Genomic DNA, 25,507 nt, shown 5'->3' with positions numbered 1-25,507 from the left:
TGATGCACGTCAAGGCGCGCGCGCGGCCGCCGCGCGATGCTCGGGGCTCCTGCAGGAGGAGGAGACTTCCCATGACGACGACACACGACGCCGTGCGCGTGATCCTTGACGAGCACGCCAGCCTGAGCGCGATGCTGACCACGCTGTCGCAGATGGTGCGGATCGGCCCCGATGCGTCCGGCGAGGGTGGCCCCGAGCGTTACTTCGACGTGCTGCGCGCGATGCTGTTCTACATCGACGCCTTCCCCGAGAAGAACCACCACCCCAAGGAATCCAACCTGCTTTTCCCGCGCCTGGCGCGCGCGGCGCCGCAGCTGATGCCGACCATCGAACAGCTCGAGCGCGACCACATGAGCGGCGAGATGCGGGTGCGCGAACTGATGCACCTGCTGATGGCCTGGGAGTACATGGGCGACCTGCACCGCCCGGCCTTCGTGGCCGAGGCGCAGCGCTACGTGGCGTTTTATCTGGACCACATGCGGCTGGAAGAAACCGCCCTGCTGCCGGTGGCCGAGAAGGTGCTGACCGAGGCGGACTGGGCCGTGCTGGACGAGGCCTTCACCCGGCACACCGACCCCTTGAACCCGCGCAGGCCGCGCGACCCGCAGTTCGACCGGCTGTTCACCCGCATCGTGCTGCGCGCGCCCGCGCCGCTGGGGCTGGGCGAGGCCTAGGCCGCGAGCGCGGTCAGCAGCGCGTCGAAGACCTGCAGCAAGTGCGCCACGTCCTGCGCGGTGGTGGCGGGCGAGACCAGCATCATGCTGTGGAAAGGCGTGAGCAGCACGCCCCGGTTGAGCATGAAGAGGTGGGTGAGGGCTTCGAGTCCGGCCTGGGCGTGGTCGCGCACGTCCTGCGCGTCGCGCGGGGTGTGCGGCATGAACTGCAGCTCCAGGCGCGCGCCCAGGCGCGTCACCGTCCAGGGTTTGGCGGCGCGGGCGATGCGCTCGCGCAAACCGGTTTCGAGCCGCTCGGCCAGCGCCAGCATGGGGGTGTAGCTGGCATCGGTGTGCAGGTGGGTGAGCGCGGCCTGCAGCGCGGCGAGTGTGAGCGGATTGCCCGAGAGCGTGGTGCCGATGCCGCTGTGGCCTTCGGGCGCGGCGTCCTTGGCGCGCGCCATGCGGTCGGCCATCTCGGCGGTGAAGCCATAGACCGCGCAGGGCAGGCCGCCGGCCACCGCCTTGCCGACCACCAGGAAATCGGGCTCCAGCGCGTGGGCCCGCGCGTAGCCGCCCAGCGCGGTGGAGATGGTGTGGGTTTCGTCGCACACGAACAGCGCGCCGTGCCGGCGGCACAGGTCGCGCGCCGCGTCCCAGAAGCCGGGCGCGGGTGGCACCAGGCCGAAGTTGGTGAGCGCGGGCTCGGCCAGCAGGCAGGCCACATCGCCCCGGGCCAGCGCGGCCTCGAGCGCGGGCAGGTCGTTGAAGGGCACGACGCGCGTGAAGGCCGCGTGGTTGTGGACCTGGCCGAGCACCGAGGCGCGCGGCAGCGTGCGGCCGGTCGCGGGGTCCAGGTCCACCAGGGTGTCGTCCACCGCGCCGTGGTAACAGCCGTCGAACACCAGCAGCTGGGGCCGCCGGGTGATGGCGCGCGCCCAGCGCAGCACGAAGCGATTGGCGTCGCTGGCGGTCAGCGCCAGCTGCCACATCGGCAGGCCGAACACGCGCGCGAGCCCTTCGCCCACCGCCACCGCGTTGGCCGCCGGCAGCATGCAGGTGAGGCCTTGCGCGGCCTGCTGCGCGATGGCCTGGGCCAGCGGTGCCGGGCTGTGGCCGAACATGGCGCCGGTGTCGCCGAGGCAGAAGTCGGTGTGCCGCAGGCCGTCCACGCAGGTGAGCGAGGCGCCTTGCGCTTCGCGCACGAACAGCGCGGCGGGGCTGGGCCAGTCGCGCATCCAGTGCAGGGGCACGCCGAACAGGTAGTGGGCCTGCGCGGCCTGGGCGAGTGCCAGGGATTGCGGGTGCGTGGCGATGAAACGTTCGCGCTCGGCTTGCTGGAGCGCGGCGATGTGTCGAGGGTCGGGCATGGCGCCAGCTTAAGCGCGGTGGTGCGGTGTGGGGCCGCTGCGTGGCAGTGGACATTTCGTTGCGCGCCGAATTGGCACCGGTGCGGTGGGGCACCGCTTGAACCACAATGGCCCAGCCATGAACCCACGCACCGAACCCGTCTCCCTCACCGACGTGCCCGACACCACGCCCTACGTGCGGCTCGCGCTGGCGCTCTCGCTCGGCGCGGCGGTGTCGCTGGGCATCACGCGCTTCGCCTACGGCCTGCTGCTGCCGCCGATGCGCGAGGACCTGGGCTGGAGCTACACGCTGGCCGGCGCGATGAACACCTTCAACGCGCTGGGCTACCTGATCGGCGCGCTGCGCCACGCCCTGGCTGATGCGGCGTTTTTCGCCCACCGGCCTGCTGCTGTCGGGCTCGCTGCTGGCCTCGCTGTTCATGGGCCTGAGCGGTTTCTTCACGGCCGCCGCGCCGCTGCTCGCGCAGCGCCTGCTGGCGGGTGTGGCGAGTGCGGTGGTGTTCATCGTGGGCGGGCTGCTGGCCGCGCGGCTGGGCGCGCGCCAGCCGCGGCGCAGCGGCTTCCTGCTGGGCCTGTACTACGGCGGCACGGGGCTGGGCATCGTGGTCTCGGCGCTGGGCGTGCCGCCGGTGCTGGCGGCGGCGTCCCAGCCGCACGGCTGGGCCTGGGCCTGGTGGGGGCTGGCGCTGGTCTGCCTGCTGGCCACCGCGCTCATGGCCTGGCCGGCGCGCGTGCTGGCCGCTCACGCCGTGCCATCGGCCAGCGCGCAGGCGGGCGGCGGGCGTGTGTTCCAGGTGCGCGACTTCGTGTTCTCGCTCGCGGGTTACGCGGGCTTTGGCGTGGGCTACATCGGCTACATGACCTTCGTGATCGCGCTGCTGCGCGAGCAGGGCGGTTCGTCCGGCTCGATCACGCTGTTCTATGCCTTGCTCGGGGTGGCGGTGGTGGCCTCGTCGCGCATCTGGGCCGGCCTGCTGGACCGGCACCGCGACGGCCAGGCACTGGCGCGGCTCAACGCCTTGCTGGGCGTGGCGGCCATCGTGCCGGCGCTCACCAGCAGCTGGCCGCTGGTGCTGACCTCGGGCCTGGTGTTCGGGGGGGTGTTCCTGTCGGTGGTGGCCTCGACCACCGCGCTGGTGCGGCACAACCTGCCGCCCGCGCAGTGGGCCGCGGGCATCAGCGCCTTCACCATCGTGTTCGCGGCCGGCCAGATCGTCGGCCCCACGGTGGTGGGCTTCATCGCCGACGGCCCGGGCGGCCTGGCGCGCGGCCTGGTGTTCTCGGCCGTCGCGCTGTGGCTGGGCGCGGCGTTCGCGATGAAGCAAAAGGCGCTGGTGTGAGACAACGCCCTCCAGGGTGCCCGTGGAACCGGCTTTGCCGGGCCGCCAGGCACGCCCCCTGGAGGGGGTGACGCCGCAGGCGGCGCGGGGGGTGCTTCTCTAGATCAGGCCTTCGGCCTTCATGGCGGCCTGCACGGCCGGGCGGGCACCCACGCGGGCGCGGTAGGCCGTGAGGTTGGCCAGGCCGGTGATGTCCACGCCCACGCGCGGCGCCCAGTTGGTGACGGTGAACAGGTAACCGTCGGCCACGCTGAAGTCGTTGCCCATCAGGTACTGCTTGCCGGCGAGCTGGCTGTCGACCCACTTCAGGCGCTGGCCCAGCTTGTCCTTGGTGGCGGTCTTCACCTCGTCGGGCGTGGCCGGGTTGAACAGCGGCGAGAAGCTCTTGTGCACCTCGGTGCCGATGAAGTTCAGCCATTCCTGCAGGTGGTAGCGCGCCAGCGTGCCGTTGGCCGGGGCGAGGTTCTTCTGCGGCACCTGGTCGGCGATGTACTGCACGATGGCCGGGCCTTCGCGCAGGCGCTCGCCGCCGTCGAGTTCGAGCAGGGGCACGTAGCCCAGCGGGTTGATGGTGTAGTAGTCGGTGCCGTCGGGCAGCTGGTGCGTCTTGGTGGGCGCGGGCACGGCCTCGAAGGCCAGGCCGGCTTCGTGCAGGGCGATGTGCGGGGAGAGCGAGCAGGCGCCCGGGGAGTAGTAGAGCTTCATGTGTGGTCGTCCTCAGGAAGGCGCCGCCGGATGGCGGCACCGGGCCCGATGCTACCGGCGCCCGGGATTTCCTGCTGCGCCAGGGCCCTAGCGGAACACGTTGGCCCAGATGTCCAGCCGCGCGTTGACGGTGTCCTGGTCCCACACCACGAGGGCGTTGCCGTTGGCGTCCATGCGCACCGAGCAGCGGTTGACGCCGCCGGTGTTCACCGCGTCGAGCAGCGTGGGCGCGCTCCAGCTGCCGGTGGTCACGCGGTGGTGGCTGCCGTAGAGGTCGCGGTGGTTGCCGCCGGAGAGGGTGTGGCTCCAGACCACGGTGGCGTTGCCGGCGGGGTCCATGGCCACCTGGGGCTCGCCTTCGCTGTCGCTCGCGCCCAGCGGGGTGTCCAGCCGCACCGCCGCGCCCCAGGCGCCCGCGCCCACGCGGCGGCGCGCCCAGGTCCGCAGGCCGTCGGCCAACGATTCCTGCCAGACCGCCGTGGCCGTGCCATTGGCGTTCATCGCGACCCGGGCCCGGGCGCTGTTGTCCGTGCCGCCGCCCGACAAGACCTCGGCCGCGCCCCAGGTGCCGCCGGCGTAGCGCCGTGCGTACACGGTGGACGAGGTGGTGGCCGTGCCCTGCGACCAGACGGCGATGGTGTTGCCGGTGGCGTCGGCCGCGAGGGCCGGTGCGCCCAGGCTGAAGCTGGTGTTGTTGTCGTCCAGCAGGTCGGCGCTGGACCAGCCGACGCCGTTGAACCGGTTGTGCCAGACCCGCGGAACCCCCGCGCTGATCTGCGTCCAGACCGCCAGGGCGCTGCCGTTGGCGAACACCTGGATCTGCGCGTCGGAGGCGTCGCCCGTGCCGCCGTCGATGGACGAGCCCGTCGAGTCCCAGGAGCCGCCTTGCAGGCGGGCGCTGCGCACGCGCTCGAAGTTGCCGTCGTGCTGGATCCAGATCGCGCGGGCCGCGCCGCTGGCGTCCATGCCGATCTGCGGCGCGCGCGCGTGGCCGGCATTGCCTTCCACGTCCTGCGGCGCGCCCCAGGTGCCGGCGGTGTAGCTCGCCGCGACCAGGCCGCGGTGGGAGACGATGTTCTCGCGCACCCAGATGGCGACGGCGTTGCCCGCGCTGTCCACCGCGATCCGGGGCTCGGTCGCGTTGCCCGAGTGGTCGTCGATCACCTGCGGCGTGCCCCAGCCGCCACCTGGGGTGTAGCGCGCGGCCCAGATGTTGTCGAAGCTGCCGTTGCCCTGCGCCCAGACCGCGAAGGCGTTGCCCTGGCTGTCGGTGGCGACCACGGGGTTGAAGGCGCGGGCGAGGTCGTTCGTCTCGATCAATGCCGCGCCCTGCCAGGCCTGGGTCGCGCCAGCGGTGCAGTTCACCGCGACGTTGTTCACGTCGGCGTTGGCCGTGCCGCCGCCGTTCTGCACGGTGCAGGTCTGGCCGGCGGGCTGGGTGCCGACGGTGACGTTGTAGGGCACGCCGGCTGCGCACCGGCGTGGGGAAGGTGAACGGGCCGTCGGTGTTCACGGCGAGGTCGTCCGCGCCGTTGTTGCGCAGCACCACCGTGCCGGCGAGGCCGCTGACGTTGCCGCCGATGGTCTGCGTGGTGGTGGGCACAGGGACGGCCACGTTGATGACCGTGGCGTCGTAGTAGCGCGCCTGGAAGCCGTCGCCGCGCTGGCAGGCGACGTAGGTGGCGACCACGTGGCGGCCCTGGTCGAGGTGGCTGAGCGAGAGCACCGGCAGCACGGTGGTGCCACCCGCGCCGCGCCCGCCGTGGGCGCCCTGGGTCAGGCCGATGTTCGCCTGGTCGTACAGCGTTTCCACCACCTGCGGGTGGCGGTCGAGCTGGCGACGGACCATGGTCACGCGGGCGCTCGCGCAACTGGGCCAGAGGTTGTAGACCGCGGTGAAGGTCAGCGTGGCCGCGGCGTCGAGCCGGTAGGAGCCGCCCGAGCTGTTGTAGGCGTTGGAGTAGCCGGTGAGCGTGAGGGCGTTGCCGGGGTTGCGCACCACGCTGGTGTGCCCGCGTGGGGAGAAGCAGCGGTCCGGATTGGGTGGCGCGTTGGCGGGGGTCGAACAGGCCGCGATCACCATGCCCCACGAGAAGGTGTTGCGCCGCACGCTGGCGAAACCGCCGGCGAGGGTGGCCTCGCTCTCCTGCCAGTCGGCGTCGGTGGAGGCCATCCACGCCGTTGGGCCGGTGGTGCCGGCGGGCACCGGCAGGCGGATCGTGACCGGGGTTTCGAAAGCGATGCCGTGCGGCGTGAACTCGTAGGTGGCGGCGGGCGCGGGCCAGAAGGCGTCGCGCACCGGCGCGCCCGCGCTGGAGCGCGCGATGCCGATGGTGGTGTTGCCGCGCAGCGCGCCGGGCGGGATGACCACCTGCGCGCCATCGGGCCCGGTGAGGGTGCCGCCGGCCGGGCCGATCACCGCCGTCACGCGCTCGGGCTCGGCCGGCGCCTCGGGCGGGTTGCTGCTGCCGCCGCAGGCGCCGAGCAGCGCGGGCAGCAGCACACAGGCGATGAGCCACAGCGGCAGGGACAGGCGTGGGCGTGGGGATGGTGTGACAGCGAACATGAAGACCTCCGGGCGGTGGGGCTGCCCTTGGGTCCGCACGATAGGCAAAGCCGGGTGCGCGCGACAGTGCCGAAAGTCACGACGTGAAGGCGGCGGGGGCGGTGCCCGGCGGGGCGAGGCGGGCCAGGGCCTGCAGCAGGCGGTCGGGATCGACCGGCTTGAACAGCACCGGCACGCCCGAGTCGCGCACTCGCTGCAGGCGATCGGGCGCGGTCTCGCCGGTGATCAGCAGCACGGGCAGCGCCAGGCCGAAACGCGCGCGCAGGCGCTGCGAGGCGGCCAGGCCGTCGGCGCCCTCGGCCAGGCGGTAGTCGCAGAGCATCGCGTCGAAGGGCTCTTGCCGCGCAGCGGCGGCCTGCAGGGCGAGTGCCGCGCCGTCCTCGTCGCGCGCGGTCTCCGAGGCCACGCCCCAGGTCTGGAGGAAGGCACTCAGCGCATCGGTGATGTCGGCCTCGTCGTCGACCAGCAGCACGCGGCGCGGCAGCGCCTGGCTGGCCGCCAGGGTGGCCGGCGGGCTGTAGAGGGTGGGCTCGGGCGTGGGCTTGGCGCGGGGCACGGTGACGCGAAAGCGCGTGCCATGGCCGGGCCAGGAGCGCAGGCGCACCGGGTGGTTCAACAGCAGGGAGAGCCGGCGCACGATGGACAGGCCGATGCCCAGGCCGCGCGTGCGGTCGCGGCCCGGGTTGTCGACTTGGTAGAACTCGTCGAACACGCGGTCGGCGTGCTCGGGCGCGATGCCGATGCCGGTGTCCACCACGTCGATCCAGACCTGCGCGCCGCGCGGCCGCGCCACCACCAGCACGCCGCCGCGCGCGGTGTACTTGATGGCGTTTTCGATCAGGTTGCCCAGCAGGCGCCGCAGCAGGTGCGGGTCGGTGCGCACCCACACCGGCGTGGCGCGCAGGCGCAGCTGCAGTTCGCGCTCTTCCGCGCGCGAGGCGAACGAGGGGTGCAGGGCCTGCAGCACGGTGTTGAGCGGCACGTCCTGCACATCGGCCTCGATCACGCCGGCGTCGAGCCGCGAGACGTCGAGCATGGTGTCCAGCGAGGTGCCCAGCGAATGCACCGCGCCCATGAGGCGCTGCGCGTGGGCGTGCGTGGGCTGGCCTTGCAGTTCCTTGTCGAGCACGGCACCGAAGAGCGCGATGGCGTGCAGCGGCTGGCGCAGGTCGTGGCTGGCGGCGGCGAAGAAGCGCGTCTTGTCCTCGCTGGCGCGCTGGGTGGCGGCCATCTGCCCGGCGAGCTGCTCGGCCAGCGCCTCTTTCTCGAAGCGCATCTGCAGCGAGGCGGTGAGCAGCAGGTGCTGGCGGCGCGCGAAGTGCAGCATGGCGCCGGTGTAGATGCCGACGCAGGCGCCGAGGAAGAGGTGCGTGGGGTCGCCGCGCCAGAGCAGGGCGGAGATCAGGCCGGTCATCATGGGCAGCACGAAGGCCAGCACCGAGGCCCAGCGTGGCGCCACCGACGGCACGCCGCCGCTGATGAGGCCGAGCATGATGAGCATGAGCAGCGTGGTCATGGGCAGGTCGTCGGCCGGCATGAACAGCCAGGGCGCCAGGCCCCAGGTGGCGCTGTAGTACAGCAGCTCGCGCCACTGTCGCCGGGCCCAGAACGCGCTGCGCGCGGCGGCCTGGCGGTCGCGGAAGTAGGCGTGGATGAGCGGGTAGCGCAGCACCTGGATGGTGTGCAGGCCCAGCCACACGAAGATCAGGGGGTCGCGCAGCTGCCACCAGAACAGCGCGCACAGGGCCCAGGCCAGCACCGCGTCGGCGATGGTGGAACTCAGCGAAGTGGCGTACAGCGCGGCGACCTGCTCGCGCAGCACGCGCTGCTGGGTCAGGTCGCCGGTGTCGGCTTCGCTCACCGCAACAGGCTGATGAGTTGCGCGCGCGACCTCACGCCAAAGAGCAGCAGCAGCGCCGAGACATGGTTCTTCACCGTGCCTTCGCTGAGGTGGGCGCGTTCGGCGATGTCGCGGTTGGACTGCCCGGCCAGCACCCATTCCAGCACCTGCACCTGGCGGTCGGTGAGCTGCAGCGACTCGCCATTGGCGTTGTTGCGCACGCTGCGCAGCACCGGCTCGGTGGGCGCGGCGGGTCCGGGCGCCGGCGCGGGCCCGAACAGGCCCAGCGAGCGGATGTAGCCGATGACCTCCTTGAGGTCGCCCGACTTGGCGAGGTAGGCGCGCGCGCCGCGCGAGAGGGCGTGGCGCATCAGGCCGGGGTCGTTCACGCCCGAGAGCACCACCACCGGCGCCTCGGGGAAGGCCTTGACGAAGGCCGTCAGGCCCGAGAGGCCGTGGGCGTCGGGCAGGTGCAGGTCCAGCAGCACCAGGCCGATGCGCTGCCGGTAGCGGCCGTACAGCTCCATCGCCTCCTGCAGGGTGCGCGATTCCAGCACCTTGATCTGACGCCCGCTGTCGGTGGCGTGGGCCTGCACCAGGGTGAGCAGGCCCAGGCGCAGCAGGTCGTGGTCGTCCACCACCAGCAAGCCGGTGGCGCCGTGCGGGTCGGGCGCGGCGTGGGCGGGTGGGGCAACCAGGGCATGCATGGTGCGGGCATGTTAGGCGCTGGGGGCGCATCGCGGAAGTGACGAAAGTCACCCCGGCCGGTGGACACCGACGCCGCCGGTCAATTGGACTCATGGGCGGTACCGGCGGGGGGTATCTTCTGGCACCCTGTTCACCGAGGACGTTTTCATGGCCGATGGGTCAGTTCGCCTACGCCAGCAACACCAACCGCTTCCTCGCCTGCGCCCCGCTGGCCGACCAGCCTTTTGCCGTCGCGGGCGTGCCATTCGACGGCGTGGTGACCAACCGGCCGGGCGCGCGCTTCGGCCCGCAGGCGATCCGCGCGGCCAGCCTGATGCTGTGCGACGGCATCCACCCGGTGTTCGACGTCTCGCCCCTGGCGCACCTGGGCGACGCGCTGGACCTGCGCCTGCCCAACGCCTCGCCGCTGCCCGAGGTGCGCCGCCACATCGAGGAACAGGCGGCGGCGCTGATGGCGAAGCACCATTGCGTGTTCCTGGGCGGTGACCACTCCGTGACGCTCTCGCTGCTGCGCGCCGCGAAGGCCCGGCACGGCGGCGAGCCGCTGGCGCTGGTGCACTTCGACGCGCATTGCGACACCTGGGCCGACCACTTCGGCGAACCGGCCGGCCACGGCACCTGGACCTACGAGGCCCTGCAGGAAGGGCTGGCGAGCCCGGCGCACACGGTGCAGATCGGCATTCGCTCCAGCGGCGAGCGCGCGGCGCGCGAGTACGTGGCCGACCAGGGCGGCCAGATCTTCACGGCGCGCGCGCTGCGCGGGCTGGACGGCGCGGGCCTGCAACCCGCCATCGAGGCGATCCGCGCGCGCATCGGCCAACGCCCCTGTTACCTCACGCTGGACATCGATTGCCTGGACCCGGCCTTCGCGCCCGGCACCGGCACGCCCGAACCCGGCGGCATGACGAGCTCGCAGGTGCTCACCTTCCTGGAAGCCTTGGCCGACCTGAACTGGATCGGCATGGACTGCGTGGAGGTGGCCCCGGCCTACGACCACGCCGAGCTCACCACCAACGCGGCGGCCACCTTCGTCTGGACCTACCTCAGCGGCCAGGTCGCCAAGCGGCAGAGGGGTCTCTGATGTCACTCATCGGTTCGGACACCCAGCTCAACCAGAAAAGTTACTACGAGGCCAGCGTGCAGCGGCCCGAGGTGCTGCCGCCGCTGGAAGGAGCCGTCGAGGCCGACGTGGTGGTGGTCGGCGCAGGTTTCTCCGGCCTGAGCGCGGCGCTCGAACTCGCGCAGCGCGGCCTCTCGGTGGTGGTGCTGGAGGCCGATCGCATCGGCAGCGGCGCGAGCGGGCGCAACGGCGGCCAGGCCATCGTGGGTTACGCGAGTGGGCAGGGCCCGTTCGAGCAGCAGCTCGGCGCCGAGGACGCCAGGCGCGCCTGGGACATGTCGCTGGAGGCGCTGGACCTGATCGACGCGCGCATCGCCGAACACGGCATCGAGTGCGACCGCGTCAACGGTTATGTGTACGTGGCCGACTCGGCGCGCAAGGCGCAGGAGCTGCACGAGGAGATGGAGGGCCTCAAGCGGCGCGGCCTCGCGGTGGACTGGGCCGAGGGCGCCGACCTGCCGCGCCTGATCAACAGCCCGCGCTACGTGGCGGCCGCGCGCGAGCAGCGCTCGGGCCACCTGCACCCGCTGAAGTACGCGCTGGGCCTGGCGCGCGCCGCGCAGGCCGCGGGCGCGCGCCTCTTCGAGCACTCGCCCGTGACCGGCCTGCAGCGCGGCGCCACGCTGGTGGCGAGCACCGCGCGCGGCCAGGTGAAGGCGCGTTTCGGCGTGCTCGCGGGCAACTGCATGCTGCCCGAGTACGGCCCGCGCGTGGCGCCCGAGATCGCGCCGCGCATCATGCCGGTGGGCACCTACATCCTGGGCACGGCGCCGCTGGACCCCGAGCTGTGCGCGCGCCTGATCCCGCGCAACGCGGCCGTGTGCGACAACAACTTCGTGCTCGACTACTTCCGCTTCAGCGCCGACCACCGCATGCTGTTCGGCGGGCGCGTGAGCTACACCACCCGCACGCCGGTGAACCTCGAGGCCCTGATGCGCCAGCGCATGGGCGAGGTGTTCCCCGCGCTGCGCGATGTGCCGATCGAGCACCTGTGGGGTGGCTTCGTGGACATCAGCATGAACCGCGCGCCCGACTTCGGCCGCCTCGGCGACAACCTGTATTACCTGCAGGGCTTCAGCGGCCACGGTGTGGCGCTCACCGGTCTGGCCGGCCGGCTGGTGGCCGAGGCCGTGGCCGGGCAGGCGGCGCGTTTCGACGTGTACGCGCGCCTCAAGCACCGCCGCTTCCCCGGCGGCGCGCTGCTGCGCACCCCCAGCCTGGCGCTGGGCATGTTGTGGCACCGCCTGCGCGATGTGATCTGAGTCAGCCGGCGAGGACCTGCCGCACGGCGTTGGCGCAGCAACGGCCCGCAGCGCTCGATCTCGGCCAGCGGCGCGTAACCGTACCCGATCACCAGGCCGCGCAGGTCCTTGCGCTGCAGGCAGTAGGCCGAGAGCGGGCGCACCGTGAGGCCGTGCTGTGCGATGCGCTGCGCCAGCGCCCGGTCGTCCACCTCGGGCGGCAGGCGCAGGCACAGGTGCAGGCCCTGCTCGGCGCCGCTGATGCTGGGGCCGTCGGGCAGGTCGTCGCGCAGCACCGGTTTCAGGGCTTCGAGCAGGCACTGGCGGCGCTCGCCGTAGTTCTGGCGCGCGCGGCGCAGCGCGCTGGCGAAGTGGCCCATCTCGATGAACTCGGCCAGCGCGGCCTGCACCGGCATCTGGCCCGGGCGGTTGAGGTCGTAGTGGGCTTGCTTGAAGGCCGCCACCAGCGGCTTGGGCACCACCAGGTAGCCGATCTTCAGCCCCGGGTAGAGCACCTTGGAGAAGGTGCCCATGTAGAACACGCGGCCATCGGTGTCCAGGCCTTCCAGGCTGGAGATCGGCGGGCCGCTGAAACGGTACTCGCTGTCGTAGTCGTCTTCCAGCACCCAGGCGTCGTGCGCGCGCGCGGTGGCCAGCAGCTGGTGGCGCCGGGGCAGCGACATCACCGCGCCGGTGGGGTACTGGTGCGAGGGCGTGACGTAGATCAGGCGCGGCGGGCGCGCGTTGTCGGCCGTGCTGGGGTTGATGCCCTGCTCGTCCACCGCCACCGGGTGCAGGGCGAGGCCGGTGGCGATGAAGGCCTTGACCGCGCCCCAGTAGGCCGGGTCTTCCACCCACACCGTGTCGCCGTGGTCGGCCAGCAGGCGCGCGCAGAGCTCGAGCGACTGCTGGGTGCCGCTGGTGATGACGACCTGGTCGGCCTCCAGGTGCACGCTGCGGAACACGCGCAGGTAGTCGGCCACGGCGCGGCGCAGCGGCGCGTAGCCGCCCGAGTCGTTGTAGTCCAGCATGTCCGGGTAGGTCATGCGCCAGTGCTTGTTCTGCAGGCGCTGCCAGAGCGTGAGCGGAAAAGCGCTGAAGTCGGCGATGCCGGGCGTGAAGGGCTGCACCTCCAGTTCGGTGGCGCAGAAGGTGCTGGACAGCGCCAGGCCGCGTGTGGACAGGCGGGCGGCTTGCACCGTGGCGGCCGCCCGGCCCGGCCCCGGGCGCGCCGAGCGCCCTGGCGTGGTGCGCGGCACGTTGTCGTTGACGAAGGTGCCACTGCCCACGCGGCTGGCGAGGTAGCCCTCCACGCTGAGCTGGTTGATCGCGGCCACCACCGTGTTGCGCGAGAGGCGCAGGTCCTGTGCCAGATCGCGGCTGGACGGCAGGCGTTCGCCCGCGCCCAGCTTGCCGTCCAGCATGGCGCGGCGCAGCGCCTCGTAGAGCTGCCGGTGCAAGGGCAGGGCGTCCTGCGAGCCCAGGCGGCTCATTTCAGCCAGAAGAAATTCAGACAGCATGCAAAGCCTTATCCGGAGCGAAATCCCCCATCCAGGCGTACCGTGGAACCGGCTTGGCCGGGCCACAGGTGCGGTCCCCCTCCGGGGGGAAGCCGCGTCAGCGGCGCAAGGGGGGGAGCCATTGGCACCATAACATGGGGCCAAATGGCCCTCGTTCCAATCCAATTGGCCCCCCACAATGAATGCCATTGTCTGGAGTCTTCATGAACAAGCCACCTTGCATGGTCTGGCTGCCTGCCGACCACCGCCTGATGGGCGATCACGGGCATCAGATGCCCTTTCTGTTGCTGGGTGACAAATACGCCCGGGCCGTCAAGGTCGGGGCGGACGCCCAGCCGGTGATGTTCCCGCTGGCCGACACCGGCCAGATCAGCGAACTGCTGGCCCTGGTGGACGGCGTGATGCTGACCGGCTCACCCTCCAACGTGCACCCCTCCCATTTCGACGAGGACGTGGCCGACCCCAGCCTGCCGCTGGATGCCGACCGCGACCTGCTCACGCTGGCGCTGGTGAAGGCCTGCGTGCACGAGGGCGTGCCGCTGCTGGGCATCTGCCGCGGTTTCCAGGAGATCAACGTGGCCCTGGGCGGCACGCTGCACCAGCGCGTGCACGAGGTGCCCGGCATGATGGACCACCGCGAACCCAAGACCGCGCCGCCCGACGAGCAGTACGCGCCGCGCCACGCCATCCGCTTCGCGCCGGGCAGCGTGTTCGAGGAGTGGGCCGGCGGCCGCGAGACGCAGGTCAACTCGCTGCACGGCCAGGGCATCAACCGCCTGGCCGCCGGGCTCGACGCCCTGGCGCACGCGCCCGACGGCCTGGTGGAGGCCTTCGGTGTGCGCGGCGCGCGCACCTTCGCCTACGCCGTGCAGTTCCACCCCGAGTGGCGCTGCTGGGAAACCCCTTTCTACGCCGCGATCTTCGAGGCCTTCGGCCGTGCCTGCCGCCAGCGCATGAACCTGCGCCTGCAGCACGCCGACCTCGCGCGCAGCGCCGCCAGCGCCAGCGCCTGACCCCCTTTTCGCTCTGCCGACCGCCTTACCCGAACGACAACACACCCACAGGAGATGGCACATGACAGCCCCCCAAAAGATGAGCTTCAACGATCTGGAGAACTGGCTCAACCAGAACCGCGTGACCGAAGTCGAGTGCCTGGTGCCCGACCTGACCGGCGTGGCGCGCGGCAAGATCCTGCCGCGTGAGAAGTTCACCGAGGACCGGGGCATGCGACTGCCCCAGGGCATCGTGGCCATGGGGGTGACGGGGGAGTTTCCGGCCAGCGGGCCTTACTACGATGTGATCGAGCCGACCGACCGCGACATGCAGCTGCGCCCGGACCCGACCACCGCGCGCATCGTGCCCTGGGCCACCGACCCGACGGCGCAGGTGATCCACGACTGTTTCGACCACGCCGGCAAGCTGGTGCCGTTCGCACCGCGCAGCGTGCTGCGCCACGTGTGCGACCTGTTCGACGCCGAGGGCCTGGACCCGGTGGTCGCGCCCGAGCTGGAGTTCTACCTGACCGCGCGCAACACCGACCCGAACACGCTGCTCAAGGCCCCCATCGGGCGCAGCGGCCGCGCCGAGACCTCGCGCCAGTCGTACAGCATCGACGCGGTCAACGAGTTCGACCCGCTGTTCGAGGAGATCTACGACTACTGCGACAAGATGAAGCTCAACGTGGACACGCTGATCCACGAGGCCGGCGCGGGGCAGATGGAGATCAACTTCTTCCACGCCCACCCGCTGGGCCTGGCCGACGAGGTGTTCTTCTTCAAGCGCACGGTGCGCGAGTCGGCGCTGCGGCACGACATGTACGCCACCTTCATCGCCAAGCCGATCGCGGGCGAGCCCGGCTCGGCCATGCACGTGCACCAGAGCATCCTGAACAAGGCCACCGGCAAGAACATCTTCAGCAACGACGACGGCACGCCCTCCGAGGCCTTCTACCACTACATCGGCGGCCTGCAGCGCTACATCCCGGCGGCCATGGTGCTGGTGGCGCCCTACGTGAACAGCTACCGCCGCCTCTCGCGCCACACGGCCGCGCCGATCAACATCGAGTGGGGCCACGACAACCGCACGGTGGGCATCCGCTCGCCGATCTCCAGCCCCGAGGCGCGGCGCGTGGAGAACCGCGTGATCGGCGCCGACGCCAACCCGTACGTGGCAATGGCCATGACGCTGGCCTGCGGCTACCTGGGCCTGAAGAACAAGATCAAGCCCAAGCCCGAGATGAAGGGCGACGCCTACCTCTCGCCCTACTCGCTGCCGCGCAGCCTGGGCGAGGCGCTGGACTGGCTGCGCCGCGAGACCGACCTGCACGACGTGCTGGGCAAGGAGTTCATCACCATCTACACCGAGATCAAGGAGCTGGAGTTCGACGAGTTCATGAAGGTGATCTCGCCCTGGGAACGCGAACACCTGTTGCTGCACGTCTGAGTTTGAAAGAAGAGCCCCGCATGAACACCTCCTCCCTCATCGCCCCACCCGCGCTGGTTCGCCGCGCCGAGCAGCAGGACACCAAGGCCATCCAGGCGCTGGACAGCGCGCACTTCATCCACCCCTTCACCGACCACGGTGACCTGGCCACGCGCGGCTCGCGCGTGATCACGCGCGCCGACAACATCTACATCTGGGATTCCGAGGGCGCGAAGATCCTCGACGCCATGAGCGGCCTGTGGTGCGTCAACGCCGGCTACGGCCGCAAGGAGCTGGCCGACGCCGGTTACCAGCAGACCATGACGCTGCCGTTCTACAACGCCTTCTTCCAGACCACCAACGTGCCGGCGGTGCAGCTGGCGACCAAGCTGGCGCAGCTCGCGCCGCAGGTGGGCGGGCGCAAGTTCGAGCATGTGTTCTTCAGCTCCAGCGGCAGCGAGAGCAACGACACCAACGTGCGCATGGTGCGCCGCTACTGGGACCTGCTGGGCCAGCCGCAGCGCAAGGTCATCATCAGCCGCCACAACGCGTACCACGGCAGCACCATGGCGGGCGCCTCGCTCGGGGGCATGAGCGGCATGCACGCCCAGGGCGACCTGCCCATCCCCGACATCGTGCACATCGAGCAGCCGCATTTCTTCGAGAACGCCAACCCCGGCGAGAACGAGGCCGACTTTGGCCTGCGCGCGGCGCGCTGGCTGGAGGAGAAGATCCTCTCCATCGGTGCCGACAAGGTGGCGGCCTTCATCGCCGAGCCGGTGCAGGGCGCCGGGGGGGTGATCATTCCGCCGGAGACCTACTGGCCGGAGATCCAGCGCATCGTGGACAAGCACGGCATCCTGCTGATCTCCGACGAGGTGATCTGCGCCTTCGGCCGCCTGGGCCACTGGTTCGCCTACGAGAAGTTCGGCATCCGGCCCGACCTGGTGACCTTCGCCAAGGGCGTGACCAGCGGCTACATCCCGCTGGGCGGCGTGATGGTGGGCGACCGCGTGGCCAAGGTGCTGATCGAGAAGGGTGGCGAGTTCAACCACGGCTACACCTACAGCGGCCACCCCGTGGCCTGCGCGGTGGCGCTGGCCAACATCGAGCTGATGGAGCGCGAGAAGCTGGTCGAGCGCGTGAGGGACGACACCGGCCCCTACCTGGCCGAGCGCTTCGAGGCGCTGGAAGACCACCCGCTGGTGGGTGCGGCCCAGACCTGTGGCTTCGTCGCCGGTCTGGTGCTGGTGAAGGACAAGGCCAAGAAGCAGATGTTCGACGAGGCCCTGGGCGTGGGCATGCGCTGCCGCGCGCACTGCTTCAGGAACGGCCTGATCATGCGCGCCGTGGGCGACCGCATGATCATCGCGCCGCCGCTGGTGATGACGCGCGCCCAGGTCGACGAGATGATGGAGCTCATCCACCGCTGCCTGGATGCGACCCTGGAAGAGTTGCGCGCCGAGGGCCTGCTGGCCTGACCAGGGCCCGTCCGCACCTGGAAAAGTCGCGTGAACAGGCCCTAGAATGTTTTCCGGATATTCCACCAGCCCTGTGCCTGGTGGCGCTGTCCGGCGCTGGGTCTGAATATTGCTAGCACGTTCAGCCATGTCGGCCCCGCCCGGTTGAGTTCTTTCGGTCAATTACCTCCCTGGAGTGAGCAACACCATGAAAAAGCAAGTCCTGGTTCTGGCGATGTCGGCGATCCTGCTGGCCGCCTGTGGCAAGAAAGAGGAGCCCGTCGCCGCGCCCGCGGCACCGGCGCCTGTGGCGGCCGCCCCCGCCGCACCGGCCGGCCCGGTGCTGGACGATGAAAAGGTCGTCAACGTCTACAACTGGCCCGACTACATCACCGAGTCCCTGATCGCCGACTTCGAGAAGGAATACGGCGTCAAGGTGAACTACGACACCTTCGAGAACAACGAAGCGCTGCACGCCAAGCTGGTGGCCGGCAACTCGGGCTACGACATCGTGGTGCCCACCGCCGACTTCGGCAAGCGCCAGATCGAGGGCGGGCTGTACCAGCCCATCGACAAGAGCAAGCTCAAGAACTACGGCAACCTCGACCCCGACTTCATGAGCAAGATCGCCGGCGTGGACCCCGAGAACAAGTACCTGGTGCCCTGGGCCTGGGGCTTCACCACCGTGGGCATCAACAAGCAGAAGGTCGAGAAGGCGCTGGGCGGCATGCCCATGCCCGAGAACGCCTGGGACCTGGTCTTCAAGCCCGAGTACTCCAGCAAGCTCAAGTCCTGCGGCATCGCCTACCTGGACTCGCCCAGCGAGATCCTGCCGGTCGCGCTGCACTACGTCGGCAAGCCGGCCTACAGCGAGAACCCGGAAGACTTCAAGCTCGCGGGTGAGATGCTCAAGAAGGTGCGCAAGGACGTGCGCCTGTTCTCCAGCACCATGATCGACGACATCGCCGGCGGCAAGGCCTGCGCCTTCATCGGCTGGTCCGGCGACATCAACATCGCCGCCGGCCGCGTGAAGGAAACCGGTGGCAAGGACGAGATCGTGCCGCTGCTGCCCACCGGCGGCGGCCGCGTGTTCATCGACACCATCGCGCATCCCCAAGGACGCCAAGCACGTGAACAACGCGCACGCCTTCATCGACTTCTACCTGCGCGCGACCAACGCCGCGGCCATGGCCAACGAGATGAACTACCCCACCGGCAACAAGGCCGCGCTGGCCGACATCAAGGACGAGGTGAAGAACAACAACACCATCTTCCTGGGTCCGGAAGACACGGCGCGCCTGATCCCCACCGGTGGCTTCTCCAACGACTCCCTGGGCGTGGTCAACGAAACCTACAACGCCTTCAAACGCGGCAAGTAAGCACCACCGTTCCCTTACTCAGGTAGAAGGGCCGCTCATCCTCCCCGGTTGAGCGGCTTTTTTTGTTGGTCCAGCGAAGAAGAAACGGACATCCACATGGCAGACACAACGGGTTTTCTGGTGACCGAGAAACTGGTCAAACGCTTCGATGAAGCGGTCGCGGTCGACGAGGTGTCGCTATCGATCGGCAAGGGCGAGATCTTCGCGCTGCTGGGCAGCTCGGGCTGTGGCAAGTCCACCCTGCTGCGCATGCTCGCGGGCTTCGAGAAGCCCACCTCCGGGCGCATCCTGCTCGGCGGCCAGGATGTGGCGGCCATGCCGCCCTACGACCGCCCGGTCAACATGATGTTCCAGTCCTACGCGCTGTTCCCGCACCTGGACATCTGGGAGAACGTGGCCTTCGGCCTCAAGCGCGAAGGCCTGCCCAAGGCCGAGATCCAGCAGCGCACCGACGAGATGCTGGCCCTGGTGCAGCTCACGCCGTATGCCAAGCGCAAGCCGCACCAGCTCTCGGGCGGCCAGCAGCAGCGCGTCGCGCTGGCGCGCAGCCTGGCCAAGCGGCCCAAGATGCTGCTGCTCGACGAACCGCTGGGCGCGCTGGACAAGAAGCTGCGCGAGCAGACGCAGTTCGAGCTGGTCAACATCATCGAGAAGGTGGGCGTGACGGTGGTGATGGTCACGCACGACCAGGAAGAGGCCATGACCATGGCGCAGCCGCATCGCCATCATGAGCAAGGGCCGCGTGCTGCAGGTGGGCACGCCCGAAGAGATCTACGAGCACCCGAGCAACCGCTTCGTGGCCGACTTCATCGGCAACGTCAACCTGTTCGAGGGCCGGCTCAGCGTGGACGAGACCGACCGCTGCGCGGCCACCACCGGCATCGGGGAAATCCACGTCGGCCATGGCGTGAGCGGCACGCTCAACATGCCGGTGGCGATCGCGGTGCGGCCCGAGAAGATCGAGATCGGCAAGCGCCGACCGGACGGCGCCGGCCCCAACCTGTTCACCGGCAAGGTCAAGGAGATCGCCTACTTCGGCTCCTACAACACCTACATCGTGCTGGCCACCGACGGCAGCAAGGTCAAGATCACCGAGGCCAACACCTCGCGCCACGACCTCTCCGACATCACCTGGGAAGACGACGTGTACTTCTGGTGGGACGACCGCGCCGGCGTGGTCTTGCGCGATTGACCCCCTGCGCCGCTTCGCGGCTTCCCCCTGAGAGGGGGATGGCGCGAGAGGCCCGGCGAAGCCGGTTCCTCCGCACCCCTGGACAGCGTGTTTGGTTCGCTTACTTTTGCAGGAACTTCGTATGGCCTCAATACCCCTTCCCGGCAAGCGCTTCGTGATCGGCGTGCCGTACGGCTGGCTGATCCTGTTCTTCTTCCTGCCCTTCCTGATCCTGCTGTACATCAGCTTCGTGGACATGAGCGGCGACATCAGCCCGTTCAAGCCCATCTGGGACCCGGTGAGCGGCATCCTGAGCCTGAAGTACGAGAACTACCTCTCGATCTTCCGCACCGAAGAGGGCGCGCCGCTGTTCCGCACGCTCTACATCGACGCCTACCTGCGCTCGATCTGGTACGCGCTGTGCACCGCCATCCTGTGCCTGATCATCGGCTACCCCTTCGCGTACTTCATCGCGCGCTCGCCCGCCAGCGTGCGCCCGGCGCTGCTGCTGATGGTGATGCTGCCGTTCTGGACCTCGTTCCTGCTGCGCGTCTACGCCTGGAAGGGCATCCTGGCCGACCAGGGCGTGCTCAACCGCCTCCTGATGTCGATCGGTCTGACCAGCGAGCCCATCCCCATGCTGTACACCAACGTCTCGATGCTGATCGGCATGACCTACGTGTACCTGCCGTTCATGATCCTGCCGCTCTACGCCAACCTGGTGAAGATGGACTTCCGCCTGCTGGAGGCCGCCTACGACCTGGGCACCTCACCGTTCAAGGCCTTCTGGCTGATCACGGTGCCGCTGTCCAAGGCCGGCATCGTGGCCGGCTTCATGCTGGTCTTCATCCCCTGCGTGGGTGAGTTCGTGATCCCCTCGCTGCTGGGCGGTCCGGAGAACCTCATGATCGGGCGCGTGGTGTGGGACGAGATGTTCACCGCCAACGACTGGCCGCGCGCGACCGCGCTGGCCGTGGTGATGATCGCGCTGATCGTGATCCCGCTGGCGCTGTACTACCACTACAGCAGCGATCCCGCCGAGAAGCGCTGAGGAGTCGGACCATGAAACAAGTCCTTGAAAAACACTTCGGCAAGTTCTGGCTGGCGCTGGTGTTCGCCTTTCTCTACCTGCCGCTGGTCTTCATGATCGTGTTCTCGTTCAACAGCACGCGGCAGGACGCGCGCTTCACCGGCTTCTCGCTGCGCTGGTACGAGGCGCTCACGCGCGACACCAAGATCGTCGAAGGTTTCTGGCTCTCGCTCAAGGTGGCGGCCATCACCGGCGTGCTCTCGGCGGTGCTGCGCACCTTCGCGGCGTTCGTGCTGGTGCGCTACCGGCGCTTCCTGGGCCGCACCGTCTTCAGCGGCATGGTGAACGCGCCGCTGGTGATGCCCGAGGTGATCATCGGCCTGTCGCTGCTGCTGCTGGCCGTGGGCGCGCAGAACCTGTTCGGCTGGCCGCAGCGCGGCATGCTCACCATCATCCTGGGCCACACCCTGCTGGGCATGGCCTATGGCGTGGTGGTGATCCAGTCGCGCCTGCTGGAGATGGACCGCTCGATCGAGGACGCCGCCATGGACCTGGGCGCCCGGCCGCACCAGGTGTTCTTCCTGATCACGCTGCCCAACATCTTCCAGGCCCTGCTCGCGGCCTTCCTGTTGGCCTTCACGCTGTCGTTCGACGACGTGGTGATTTCCGAGTTCCTCTCCGGCCCGGGCGTGAACACGCTGCCGCAGGTGATCTTCGGTTACGCGCGGCGCGGCATCAACCCGACCATCTACGCGGCGGCCACGCTGCTGATCGTGACGGTGACCATCGTGATCGTGAGCTATGCGATCTGGGTGGCGCGCGCCACGCGGCGGCGCGAGCGGGAGATCGCGGCGGCGCTCAAGAGCTGACGCGGCCCCGCTGCCGATGTCCAAGGCCACCTTCGGGTGGCCTTTTTGTTGGCCGGCCGGCTGAACTTTCATGGGGTGCCCCTCACTTGCCTCTGGTCCGTCTTCATCCCAGAGGAAACCATGAACACCGAGGACTACCAGAACCTCATCCGGCGCTTCTGTGAGCAGGAGCGGCTCGACCCCGACGATCTCTTGCGCGATGGCCTGCTCACCGTGGACGGGCGGCGCGTGGCGCATCCATTTCGAGCCCGGCATCAGCGCCGATCACATTCTGGTCCGGGCCGAGCTGGGCGAGATCCCGGCCTTCCTCCGGCCTCAGTGCCATCGGTCCATGCTCACAGCCAACCATCGGTGGGGACTGGGCGGGACCACATTCAGCGTGCCGCCGGATTCGGAGGAAGCCGTGCTGACCTCCCGGTTAGCGGTCCATCCCTCCATGGCCGCGCCCGAGCTGCGCCACGCATTCGATGCGCTGGGTGTCTTGTTCAGGCATTGGTCCAACACCGTCGAAGACCTCCACCGCAACCTCTCACAACCCTGAAAAATCCCATGAACAGCAGCTTCCACATCGATCGGTCCGCCGCTCACATTCCCCATGCCATCGATCTCAATGAGGTGGCCTTGGAGGTGCCCCGGAATCTCACGGAGCCCCATAGAGAGGTCTCTCGGGAGGAGGTGGTGTCTCAACTGAGCCACTTGCCGGTCGACAACCCGCCGCGGTCGGGGATTGGCCTGTCGAGCGGTGCGGGGATCGTCCGCCATGAAACCCAGGTCAACCCGCCTGGTGGGTCGAGCGGACTTCCTGTGGTCATCGCCCAAGCGCGCAGCGATCAGCCGCTTGGCATGCCAGTCCTCACGAACAACCAATTGTCGGAGCGCCCGCGGGCGCGCAATGACGATTCCTACGAGGATCTTAAGAACAGCTGCCGCGAGTACTGGCAGTGCGTGGAAACGGACGATCGATGCGTTCAAAGAGCGCGCTGTTTGACGTTTCACGGCACATCCCTGGGACTGACCGTGGCCAGCGGCGGCGTGTACGCCGTGGGGCTCGGCGTGGTTTATTGCTGTGCGCTTTTCTGTCTCAGTGGAGGAAACCAGGGCGGCGGGAAAAATCCGTGCTTGCCCAAGACCTTCTCGAAGAGCTGTCTTCCGAGCTGCTGATCGGTTGAAGATGCCGGGTTCGGCCACCTTCGGGTGGTCTTTTTTCGGGTGACGCACTGGATCGTTGCCAGCTCGAAAAAGTGGATACGCAGTTCGTCGCGTTTCGGGCGTAGCATGGGGCCAATCCTTGGCCCAGCAACCCCGGAACCCGCTTCATGACCGACCTCTCCTTCGACGGCCGCGCCTTCATCAACGGCGAGCGCATCGCCGCGCGCGACGGCCAGACCTTTGACTGCATTTCGCCGGTGGACGGCCGTTTGCTCACCGCCGTGGCGCGCTGCGGCGAGGCCGACATCGACGCGGCCGTGGCCGCCGCCCGCGCGGCCTTCGAGGACCGCCGCTGGAGCGGCATGGCGCCCGCGCAGCGCAAGCGCGTGATGATCAAGTTCGCCGAGCAGCTGATCGCCCACGCCGACGAACTGGCGCTGACCGAAACCCTGGACATGGGCAAGCCCGTGAAGTACGCGCGCAGCGTGGACGTGAACAGCGCGGCCAATTGCATTCGCTGGTACGGCGAGGCGGTGGACAAGGTGTACGACGAGATCGCGCCCACGCCCAGCACCGCGCTGGCGCTGATCACGCGCGAGCCGGTAGGTGTGGTGGGGGTGATCGTGCCCTGGAACTACCCCATGATCATGGCGGCCTGGAAGATCGCGCCCGCGCTCGCGGCCGGCAACTCGGTGGTGCTCAAGCCGAGCGAAAAATCGCCCCTCACCGCGCTGCGCCTGGCCGAACTCGCGCTGGCCGCCGGCATTCCACCCGGCGTGTTCAACGTGGTGCCGGGCTATGGCGCCGAGGCCGGCAGCCCACTCGCGCTGCACATGGACGTGGACTGCATCGCTTTCACCGGCAGCACGCGCGTGGGCAAGCAGATCCACGTGATGGCCGGGCAGAGCAACCTCAAGCGCGCCTGGACGGAGCTGGGTGGCAAGTCGCCCAACATCGTGTTCGCCGACTGCCCCGACCTCGATAAGGCGGTGGAGGCCGCGGTGGGCAGCATCTTCTTCAACCAGGGCGAGAGTTGCAACGCGCCGTCTCGGCTCTTCGTCGAGGCCTCGATCAAGGAGGCCTTCCTGGAGAAGGCCCTGAAGCTGGTGCCGCAGTACCAGCCGGGCAACCCGTTGGAGAAAAGCACCGTGATGGGCGCGATCGTGGACCGCACGCAGCTCGACACCGTGCTGCGCTACATCGACAGCGGCCAGCAGGAGGGCGCGAAGCTGCTCGCCGGTGGCGCGGCGGTCGAGCCCGTGAAGGGCGGTCTGTATGTGCAACCCACCATCTTCGACGGCGTGACGAACACCATGACCATCGCGCGCGAGGAAATCTTCGGCCCGGTGCTTTCGGTGCTCTCGTTCACCGACGCGGCCGACGTGGTCAAGCAGGCCAACAGCAACATCTACGGCCTGCAGGCCGCGGTGTGGACGCGCGACATCAACAAGGCGCACGGCGTGGCGCGCGCGCTGCGCGCGGGCACGGTGCACGTGAACTCCTACGACGAGGACGACATCACCGTGCCTTTCGGTGGCTTCAAGCAGAGCGGCGTGGGCCGCGACAAGTCGCTGCACGCCTTCGACAAGTACACCGAGACGAAAACCACCTGGATCCGGATCGACAGCCCCCTCTGAGGAGACCTGACATGAACGCACCGCAGAAAGCCGCCAACCTGAACGCCCCGCACACCAACGCCAGCTGGCACGCGCGCCGCCAGGCCGCCACGCCGCGCGGCGTGGGCGTGTTCGGCGACTTCTTCATCGAGCGCGCGAAGAACGCCGAGTTCTGGGACATCGAGGGGCGCCGCTTCATCGATTTCGCCGGCGGCATCGCCGTGCTCAACACGGGTCACGTGCATCCCAAGGTGCAGGCGGCGATCGCCGCGCAGCTGCAGCGCTTCACGCACAGTTGCTACCAGGTGGTGCCCTACACCGAGTACGTGGCGCTGGCCGAGCGCATCAACGCGCTGGTGCCGATCGACGGGCCGGTGAAGACGGCCTTCTTCTCCACCGGTGCCGAGGCGATCGAAAACGCGATGAAGATCGCGCGCTCGGCCACCGGGCGCACCGGTGTCATCGCTTTCGGCGGTGCGTTCCATGGCCGCACCATGTTCTCGGTCGCGCTCACCGGCAAGGTGCAGCCGTACAAGGCCGGTTTCGGCCCGTTCCCGCCCGAGATCTACCACGTGCCCTTTCCGGCCCAGGGCGCCTCGCTGGATGAGACGAAGCACGCCATGGAGCAGCTCTTCAAGTGCGACATCGAGCCCTCGCGCGTGGCGGCCATCGTGTTCGAGCCGGTGCAGGGCGAGGGCGGTTTCAACGTGATCCAGAAAGAGGCCGTGCAGTGGCTGCGCGCGCTGTGCGACCAGCACGGCATCCTGCTGGTGGCCGACGAAGTGCAGACCGGCTTCGCGCGCACCGGCAAGATGTTCGCCATGGAGCACTTCGGCGTGAGCCCCGACCTCATGACCATGGCCAAGAGCATGGCCGGGGGCACCACCTTGTCGGCGGTGAGCGGCAAGGCCGCCGTCATGGACGGCCCCGCGCCCGGCGGCCTGGGTGGTACCTACGCGGGCAACCCGCTGGCCATCGCGGCCTCGCTCGCGGTGCTCGATGTGATGGAAGAAGAGCAGCTGCCCGCGCGCGCGCAGAAGCTGGGCGACCAGCTCATCGCCCACCTGATCTCGCAGCGCGCCCTGTACAAGTCCCGCATGGGCGACGTGCGCGGCCTGGGCGCCATGGTGGCCTGCGAGTTCATCGACCCGGCCACCGGCGCGCCCGATGCCGACACCACCAAGCGTGTGCAGATGGCCGCTTTGAAGCGCGGCCTGCTGTTGCTCACCTGCGGTGTGTACGGCAACGTGATCCGCTTCCTGTTCCCGCTCACCATCGAGGACAACGTGTTCGCCGAAGGCCTGGCCGCGTTCGATGCCGCGCTGGCCGAGGTGCTCGCTTGAGCCTGG

General features: G+C 69.3%; 19 protein-coding genes and 3 pseudogenes. 16 read left to right on the top strand and 6 right to left on the bottom strand.

The features are described from left to right. Nucleotides 1–71: 71 nt before the first annotated feature. Nucleotides 72–674 carry a hemerythrin domain-containing protein gene (locus ACFJGX_RS03860; protein ID WP_382163599.1) on the top strand — a complete coding sequence of 201 codons (603 nt, stop codon included), beginning with the start codon at nt 72–74 and terminating at the stop codon, nt 672–674. On the opposite strand, the gene ACFJGX_RS03855 is transcribed toward ACFJGX_RS03860, so the two are convergent. Then, nucleotides 671–2,023: a transaminase gene (locus ACFJGX_RS03855; protein WP_382322647.1), complete on the bottom strand. Its 1,353-nt coding sequence runs from the start codon at nt 2,021–2,023 to the stop codon at nt 671–673. The genes ACFJGX_RS03860 and ACFJGX_RS03855 overlap by 4 nt on opposite strands. Before the next feature lie 118 nt (nt 2,024–2,141). Between ACFJGX_RS03855 and ACFJGX_RS03850 the strand changes: the two are divergent. Continuing rightward, a pseudogene (locus ACFJGX_RS03850) lies at nt 2,142–3,363 on the top strand (YbfB/YjiJ family MFS transporter). A gap of 99 nt (nt 3,364–3,462) precedes the next feature. Here ACFJGX_RS03850 and gstA read toward each other — a convergent pair. Together gstA and ACFJGX_RS03840 are read right to left on the bottom strand one after the other, a co-directional pair. Continuing rightward, nucleotides 3,463–4,068, bottom strand: coding sequence for a glutathione transferase GstA (gene gstA / locus ACFJGX_RS03845; protein WP_382322649.1), 606 nt, complete (start codon nt 4,066–4,068; stop codon nt 3,463–3,465). Nucleotides 4,069–4,155: 87 nt separating this feature from the next. Next, nucleotides 4,156–5,532: a hypothetical protein gene (locus tag ACFJGX_RS03840; protein WP_382327783.1), complete on the bottom strand. Its 1,377-nt coding sequence runs from the start codon at nt 5,530–5,532 to the stop codon at nt 4,156–4,158. Nucleotides 5,533–6,059: 527 nt separating this feature from the next. On the opposite strand from ACFJGX_RS03840, the gene ACFJGX_RS03835 reads away from it, so the two are divergent. Then, nucleotides 6,060–6,332: a hypothetical protein gene (locus ACFJGX_RS03835; RefSeq protein WP_382327781.1), complete on the top strand. Its 273-nt coding sequence runs from the start codon at nt 6,060–6,062 to the stop codon at nt 6,330–6,332. A 378-nt stretch (nt 6,333–6,710) separates the two neighbouring features. Here the strand turns inward: ACFJGX_RS03835 and ACFJGX_RS03830 are convergent, their stop codons facing one another. Both ACFJGX_RS03830 and ACFJGX_RS03825 read right to left on the bottom strand, forming a co-directional pair. Beyond that, nucleotides 6,711–8,495: a hybrid sensor histidine kinase/response regulator gene (locus ACFJGX_RS03830; protein ID WP_382322653.1), complete on the bottom strand. Its 1,785-nt coding sequence runs from the start codon at nt 8,493–8,495 to the stop codon at nt 6,711–6,713. Continuing rightward, nucleotides 8,492–9,181, bottom strand: a complete 690-nt coding sequence (locus ACFJGX_RS03825; RefSeq protein ID WP_382322654.1) for a DNA-binding response regulator — start codon at nt 9,179–9,181, stop codon at nt 8,492–8,494. Before ACFJGX_RS03825 ends, ACFJGX_RS03830 begins: the two co-directional genes overlap by 4 nt. A gap of 155 nt (nt 9,182–9,336) precedes the next feature. On the opposite strand from ACFJGX_RS03825, the gene speB reads away from it, so the two are divergent. Beyond that, nucleotides 9,337–10,263, top strand: coding sequence for an agmatinase (gene speB, locus ACFJGX_RS03820; RefSeq protein ID WP_382322655.1), 927 nt, complete (start codon nt 9,337–9,339; stop codon nt 10,261–10,263). Further along, nucleotides 10,263–11,369 (top strand): annotated as a pseudogene (locus ACFJGX_RS03815) (NAD(P)/FAD-dependent oxidoreductase); the annotation flags it as partial. The gene speB and the pseudogene ACFJGX_RS03815, both read left to right, overlap by 1 nt. Here the strand turns inward: ACFJGX_RS03815 and ACFJGX_RS03810 are convergent. Then, nucleotides 11,363–13,063: a PLP-dependent aminotransferase family protein gene (locus ACFJGX_RS03810; RefSeq protein WP_382327779.1), complete on the bottom strand. Its 1,701-nt coding sequence runs from the start codon at nt 13,061–13,063 to the stop codon at nt 11,363–11,365. The pseudogene ACFJGX_RS03815 and the gene ACFJGX_RS03810 overlap by 7 nt on opposite strands. A 203-nt stretch (nt 13,064–13,266) precedes the next feature. On the opposite strand from ACFJGX_RS03810, the gene ACFJGX_RS03805 reads away from it, so the two are divergent. The 11 genes and pseudogenes from ACFJGX_RS03805 (at nt 13,267) to gabT (ending at nt 25,501) form a co-directional block, all read left to right on the top strand. Next, complete coding sequence (locus ACFJGX_RS03805; RefSeq protein ID WP_382322658.1) at nt 13,267–14,076, top strand: gamma-glutamyl-gamma-aminobutyrate hydrolase family protein; 810 nt, start codon at nt 13,267–13,269, stop codon at nt 14,074–14,076. 61 nt (nt 14,077–14,137) lie between these two features. Then, nucleotides 14,138–15,505 (top strand): glutamine synthetase family protein, encoded by a 1,368-nt coding sequence (locus ACFJGX_RS03800; protein ID WP_382327777.1) that lies wholly within the window; start codon nt 14,138–14,140, stop codon nt 15,503–15,505. Nucleotides 15,506–15,525: 20 nt separating this feature from the next. Further along, nucleotides 15,526–16,965 carry an aspartate aminotransferase family protein gene (locus tag ACFJGX_RS03795; protein WP_382322659.1) on the top strand — a complete coding sequence of 480 codons (1,440 nt, stop codon included), beginning with the start codon at nt 15,526–15,528 and terminating at the stop codon, nt 16,963–16,965. 187 nt (nt 16,966–17,152) lie between these two features. Beyond that, nucleotides 17,153–18,349 carry an extracellular solute-binding protein gene (locus ACFJGX_RS03790; protein WP_382327775.1) on the top strand — a complete coding sequence of 399 codons (1,197 nt, stop codon included), beginning with the start codon at nt 17,153–17,155 and terminating at the stop codon, nt 18,347–18,349. 70 nt (nt 18,350–18,419) lie between these two features. Beyond that, a pseudogene (locus ACFJGX_RS03785) lies at nt 18,420–19,515 on the top strand (ABC transporter ATP-binding protein). 121 nt (nt 19,516–19,636) lie between these two features. Then, entirely contained in the window at nt 19,637–20,545 is a 909-nt protein-coding gene (locus ACFJGX_RS03780; RefSeq protein ID WP_382322662.1) for an ABC transporter permease, read from the top strand. Nucleotides 20,546–20,556: 11 nt separating this feature from the next. Next, nucleotides 20,557–21,393: an ABC transporter permease gene (locus ACFJGX_RS03775; RefSeq protein WP_382327773.1), complete on the top strand. Its 837-nt coding sequence runs from the start codon at nt 20,557–20,559 to the stop codon at nt 21,391–21,393. Nucleotides 21,394–21,592: 199 nt separating this feature from the next. Next, on the top strand, nt 21,593–21,934 hold the full coding sequence (locus ACFJGX_RS03770; protein ID WP_382327771.1) for a type III secretion system chaperone: 342 nt from the start codon (nt 21,593–21,595) through the stop codon (nt 21,932–21,934). An 8-nt stretch (nt 21,935–21,942) separates the two neighbouring features. Next, nucleotides 21,943–22,554: a hypothetical protein gene (locus ACFJGX_RS03765; protein WP_382322664.1), complete on the top strand. Its 612-nt coding sequence runs from the start codon at nt 21,943–21,945 to the stop codon at nt 22,552–22,554. Between the two features lie 155 nt (nt 22,555–22,709). Further along, complete coding sequence (locus ACFJGX_RS03760; RefSeq protein WP_382322665.1) at nt 22,710–24,179, top strand: aldehyde dehydrogenase; 1,470 nt, start codon at nt 22,710–22,712, stop codon at nt 24,177–24,179. 11 nt (nt 24,180–24,190) lie between these two features. Then, a complete protein-coding gene (gabT, locus tag ACFJGX_RS03755; RefSeq protein ID WP_382322666.1) occupies nt 24,191–25,501 on the top strand; it encodes a 4-aminobutyrate--2-oxoglutarate transaminase in 1,311 nt (436 codons plus the stop codon). Nucleotides 25,502–25,507 lie beyond the last annotated feature (6 nt).

The sequence above is a fragment of the Hydrogenophaga sp. UC242_50 genome (assembly GCF_042697355.1).
Taxonomy (GTDB): Bacteria; Pseudomonadota; Gammaproteobacteria; order Burkholderiales; family Burkholderiaceae_C; genus Hydrogenophaga.
The sequence above is the reverse complement of the archived record's forward strand: the minus strand, read 5'-3'. Positions and strand labels throughout refer to the sequence as shown.